The sequence below is a fragment of the Micromonospora sp. DH13 genome (assembly GCF_020873825.1).
GTDB classification, from domain to species: domain Bacteria; phylum Actinomycetota; class Actinomycetes; order Mycobacteriales; family Micromonosporaceae; genus Micromonospora; species Micromonospora haikouensis.
The window spans coordinates 1-1,113 of sequence record NZ_JAHWGR010000092.1 but is presented as its reverse complement, the minus strand read 5'-3'; the positions used below and the strand labels follow the sequence as shown (position 1 = coordinate 1,113).

At 63.9% G+C, this 1,113-nt stretch carries 3 protein-coding genes; all 3 read left to right on the top strand.

The features are described from left to right. Window positions 1–361, top strand: a 361-nt coding sequence (locus tag LPA42_RS33380; protein ID WP_228987140.1) for a UTRA domain-containing protein, incomplete at its 5' end; no start/stop codon positions are given. Continuing rightward, entirely contained in the window at window positions 358–633 is a 276-nt protein-coding gene (locus LPA42_RS33375; RefSeq protein WP_077940487.1) for a hypothetical protein, read from the top strand. The genes LPA42_RS33380 and LPA42_RS33375, both read left to right, overlap by 4 nt. After that, window positions 630–944, top strand: a complete 315-nt coding sequence (locus LPA42_RS33370) for a hypothetical protein (RefSeq protein WP_077940486.1) — start codon at window positions 630–632, stop codon at window positions 942–944. Before LPA42_RS33375 ends, LPA42_RS33370 begins: the two co-directional genes overlap by 4 nt. Window positions 945–1,113 lie beyond the last annotated feature (169 nt).

The following is a 1,113-nucleotide window of genomic DNA, read 5'->3' as shown; positions in this document are numbered from 1 at the left end:
GCTCATGCGAACGTATCGGTACTCGATCGACGGTCAACCTCACCAGATCGCCCGGTCGATGATGTCCAGCGATCTTGCCCAGACTGCCGGACTGACCTCGCCAGGGTCGGAACGGCCCGGCGTGGGAACGATCATGCATCTACGCCGAGCAGGCCGAACCCCAGACCACGCCAAGATCATGCTTGAAACCCGCATGCCGTCTACCAGCGAGCGGGAACAGCTCGACATCGGCCGAGGAACACCGATCTACGAGCACTGGCGCGTCCTCAGTCTGGAAAATGTGCCCCTTGAGCTATCAACGGCAATTGTGCCCGGTGACCGGGTTTCGTACGTTCTCAATGTCGACCTGGCGGCATCATGAGTCCCGCCGTCTGGTCATGGATCGCCGCAGGTGTCTCGGTCTCCGGGTTGTGGATTGGCGGCATCAGCCCGCGCTATGGCTGGATCTACGGCATCCTGTCTCAGTTCGTCTGGGCCGCCTACGGCCTAAGCACCGATCAGCCGGGGATGGTCGCGCTCTCCGTCGCGTTCGTAGGCATCTACGCACGGAACCTCTGGCGGTGGCGAGGCACCCGATTCCAGCCCGCCACCAAGACCGCCGTTGTATCGACTGGAACGGAGCAAGCCCAGTGACCGACCTTCCCACCTACGATCCCGCGATCCGGCGGCGAGCCCACGTCGCCATGACCCACGTGTACTACGCCATGAAGGACATTCTTACCCGGTACTACGACGAGGACGGCATGTACCGCGAACCCAGCGAAGTGAGCGACGCCGGAGACACCACCGGCATGATTCGAGCCGCCAACAACGAAGTCCTTCGACGCCTTGACGATGAGGTGATCACGGCTCGGTCCAAGCTCACCGCCATCCTTGACGAGTTTGACCAGCACAAGCGAGAGCTCTACGGACCCGGCTACAACCCCCCGCCAAACGAGCTCTAGATGTCGGGGCAGTTTTGGCACATATAACAAGCCCAGGTCAGGGGCCCGGCGTGGGAGCTGTTGGGCCGGCGATCGGCGGGCACCCCAGAGGGGCCCCACCCGCCGCCGCCGGCCCACGGCACGGGGGTGGTGGTGGTGTTGGTCCGGCCTCGCTCTGGGGGGTGCGGTC